Here is a 3,319-nt window from a genome sequence, read left to right as displayed (position 1 = left end):
ATTCAATACAACGCTTACTATGGCAATGCGAATATCAACAGCTTTATAAACGAATTGATACGGTCACCTGCAGATTTGGTAGTCATGCAAGAAGTGTCTCCCGAGCTAGGGGAAAAGTTATATTCGATCGATGATATCTATCCGTTTCGCTATGGCGGACAAGAAGGTGTTGGCTACCCGTCAAGTCAATTGATTTTGAGCCGCCAGCCTTTAACTGGATTATCAGTGTTCCACACACCCGATGCGCAAAATATCATCAGTGGTGAATGGGAGGTCACGCAAAATCGCTCCATCCATTTAATTACTGCACATCCGCCATCTCCCAGAGATCAATCCCTGTGGTATCGACGAAACGCCTTAATAAGAGCCATTGAATCGATGACTACACGCTATCCATTCCCCGACACCTTGATCGTCGGCGACTTCAACCTCTCGTCCAAAAGTGAGCTGTTTACTCAATTATTTTCTGATTTCGATACTGTGCCTGTCGCCTCATGGCCCAACTGGTTTTCAAACTTTATGCCGCCCGCATTTACAATGATCGCAATAGACCATCTCTGGCTGAAATCCAATGAAAACAACTGGTTTATCTGTTCTCGGAAGGCGTTGAAGCATGTTAAAGGCTCCGATCATCTAATGATTAAAACCCAGATTGGATTCAAACCTGAATAAAACAAGCTTGAAAGTAAGTATCACAATAGGGTGGGATTTATTACGAATATAAAAAAGGTGAAGCCATGATAATGACCTCACCTACAACCTGCTGTGTTCACTTTTGTTCTGACTTCTAGCGCTCAATATAAGTTAGAAGTCCGCTGTCTTGCTCTTTTCTTGGCAAAAAGCGATGGCTTCTTCTAGAAGCTCCAACGCCGATTTATCCGTCTTAGGCAAACATGCATCACTGGTTGATAGAGGGGTCACGCGTTGCCCCCATTTAACATGGGCAGCGCCCCAAGTTAGACCCGCGCCAAATGCCGCCATGAGCAAATTGTTATCCGGTTTAATCTTACCTTGCTCAACAGCTTCACATAACGCGATTGGCACTGTTGCTGCAGACGTATTGCCATAGTTGTTAATGTTTACAAAGGCTTTATCTTGGTCAATGCCTGCAATGTCGCACAAGGTTTGAATGATTCGAATGTTCGCTTGATGCGGAATGACAACATCAATATCTTCAGTTGATAGTTCAGATTGAGCCAAAACCGAATTTGACGCCGCCCCCATTCCTTTCACTGCTCGTTTAAAAATGTCTTTGCCAATGAAATTAAAATCCCAGTACCCGTTGTCGGCAGCGAAACGATCCATTGAAGTACCAAACTTAGGCACAGCAAGAATGTCTCTTCCTTTCGCATCACAACCAATACTTGCCTTTTGCAAGCCAACTTGGCTTTCTGTTTTCGACAAGACAACTGCTCCGGCGCCATCGCCAAATAACACTGCGGTGTCTCGCTTCGTCCAATCAATGAAAAATGAAAGCCTTTCCGCACCGATGACCAGTGCATTTTTGTAGTTACCCGCCTGAATCAGACGTGTTGCTGTTTCAAGACCGTATACAAAGCCAGTACACGCGGCATTGAGATCAAACGCTGCGGCCGCTTTTATTCCTAAATTTTGAGATACTTTGGAAGCCGTGTTTGGTAATAAAGAATCAGGGGAACATGTCGAGACAATAAGCACATCGATATCATTCGCCTCTAATCCAGCGCAGGCTAACGCATGTTTGGCGGCTACTGTTGCCATATCGGATGTATTTACGTGGCTAATACGGCGATTCTCTATCCCTGTACGCGTTCGAATCCATTCATCTGACGTTTCTAAGAAAGTGCTTAGATCGTTGTTTGAAAGAATTGAAGGTGGGAGACATTTTCCCCACCCGGTTATTTCTGCGTAGGCATTTTTCATTAGTAGACCTTAATCTTATTTTAACGAGTCAGTTCAAAGCGCTTGAATGACTATTTATTTCTATTTAACTGGCGCTGGTGTCGGTTTGAGCTATCAGGTAAAGGCTTTGCGGGAACCGCTTTTCTTTCGTGAAGAAGGTGCCTTATTGCGAGTATTGGATGAGGCAATAACATTCTAGGCCCGGCATATCGCATTATCTGTCTCATTTGTTCTTTAGGTTCTGGTTTATAACAGTGAATAGGACAACGATTACATGTTGGTTTACTTTGACCATAAGGACACCGGTCAAGCTTAGTCTCAGCATAGCTTAATAATGTGGAACAATCTGGACATAGGCCATTGCTAGAGTGATGATCACGGCAATAAATGTCCATCATCGCACTGACGGTTCGAAATTCTGTGAGTAAGCTTCCTTGCAGCAGACTACTAGGTTTCGTGCTCATAATTAGACCCCGAGAAAATAATACAAACTTGCTGTCTCAAGTGAAAAACTCTATTATCGCCAGCCAAACAACACCATATGGCATTACCTATGAATCGCAAAAAGAAAATTAACGAAATCTTGAAGAAAAAACAAAAAAAACAAAATGCCAAATTACATGGCAGCAACAAGCCTCGTTACATCTCTAAAGCAGAAAGAGCGAAAATTGAAGCGGAAGAAGCCAATCAAGTATCAGAAGCGACAGGCGACTCTCAAAACCAACTAGAGCAGTAAATCATCTTCAATAGGAATGAACCTATTAGCAGATTCGATCAAATCTTGAGATGTTAGGCCCGGTACTCCATAGACCTCAACTGGCTTATTATAACGAGATTTGATTCTATCGACTAAAATCGAGAAATCCCCATCTCCAGAAACTAAGATAATTTTGTCTACGTTTGGTGCTATCTCGAATGCATCTAAGGCAATACCAACGTCCCAATCCCCTTTTGCACTGCCATCTTTACGCTGAATAAACGGCTTCAAACAAACCGTAAAGCCAATGCCACGTAATATATGATGGAACTGTCTCTGCTTCGGGTCAGTGCTAGAGATCGCGTAGGCATTCGCCGTCGATACTTGACACCCCTGTGTCGCAATGTACCAGAATTGGTTGTAATCAAAGTTACGACGGTATTTGTCGCGTGTGGTGTAATAAACGTTCTGTACGTCTACAAATACTGCGATATTTTGCATGAACCATCCAAGTCAGTGAAATACAGGCGTATTCTATACCCTTGAAGAAATTAAAGAAAAGACTCTTTTATCTTGCTAACAAAACTAGGGGTTATGTACGGTTGTTATCTAGCACTATTGCCAATCTATCTCTAACAACCAAAGTACTGACTATCAATAAGTACAACCTGTAAAAAGTAAAACGAAAAAGCCCCGACATTTCTGTCAGAGCTTTCGTTTTAATTGGAGCGATACATCGGG

General features: G+C 42.7%; 5 protein-coding genes. 2 read left to right on the top strand and 3 right to left on the bottom strand.

Going from position 1 to position 3,319, the window contains the following annotated elements:
- The coding region (locus tag BCU12_RS23235) for an endonuclease/exonuclease/phosphatase family protein (protein ID WP_157939867.1) at positions 1-672 on the top strand (672 nt) is incomplete at its 5' end.
- A gap of 132 nt (positions 673-804) precedes the next feature.
- Here the strand turns inward: BCU12_RS23235 and BCU12_RS09190 are convergent.
- Positions 805-1,902, bottom strand: a complete 1,098-nt coding sequence (locus BCU12_RS09190; protein ID WP_102404029.1) for a ketoacyl-ACP synthase III — start codon at positions 1,900-1,902, stop codon at positions 805-807.
- 50 nt (positions 1,903-1,952) lie between these two features.
- Positions 1,953-2,345, bottom strand: coding sequence for a nitrous oxide-stimulated promoter family protein (locus BCU12_RS09185; protein WP_102404028.1), 393 nt, complete (start codon positions 2,343-2,345; stop codon positions 1,953-1,955).
- 89 nt (positions 2,346-2,434) lie between these two features.
- Between BCU12_RS09185 and BCU12_RS09180 the strand changes: the two genes are divergently transcribed.
- On the top strand, positions 2,435-2,617 hold the full coding sequence (locus tag BCU12_RS09180) for a DUF2986 domain-containing protein (protein ID WP_102404027.1): 183 nt from the start codon (positions 2,435-2,437) through the stop codon (positions 2,615-2,617).
- On the opposite strand, the gene BCU12_RS09175 is transcribed toward BCU12_RS09180, so the two are convergent.
- Positions 2,606-3,079 carry an NYN domain-containing protein gene (locus BCU12_RS09175; RefSeq protein ID WP_102404026.1) on the bottom strand — a complete coding sequence of 158 codons (474 nt, stop codon included), beginning with the start codon at positions 3,077-3,079 and terminating at the stop codon, positions 2,606-2,608. The two genes, BCU12_RS09180 and BCU12_RS09175, sit on opposite strands and share 12 nt — an antisense overlap.
- Between the last annotated feature and the right edge of the window lie 240 nt (positions 3,080-3,319).

Source organism: Vibrio sp. 10N.261.55.A7, from assembly GCF_002877365.1.
Lineage (GTDB): Bacteria > Pseudomonadota > Gammaproteobacteria > Enterobacterales > Vibrionaceae > Vibrio.
Note: the sequence above shows the minus strand (reverse complement) of the source record. Positions and strands in the feature narration are given on the sequence as shown.

Coding starts and splice junctions, on each gene's coding strand:
- BCU12_RS09190 (WP_102404029.1), bottom strand. CDS start 1,902: ATGAAAAATGCCTACGCAGAAATAACCGGGTGGGGAAAATGTCTCCCA.
- BCU12_RS09185 (WP_102404028.1), bottom strand. CDS start 2,345: ATGAGCACGAAACCTAGTAGTCTGCTGCAAGGAAGCTTACTCACAGAA.
- BCU12_RS09180 (WP_102404027.1), top strand. CDS start 2,435: ATGAATCGCAAAAAGAAAATTAACGAAATCTTGAAGAAAAAACAAAAA.
- BCU12_RS09175 (WP_102404026.1), bottom strand. CDS start 3,079: ATGCAAAATATCGCAGTATTTGTAGACGTACAGAACGTTTATTACACC.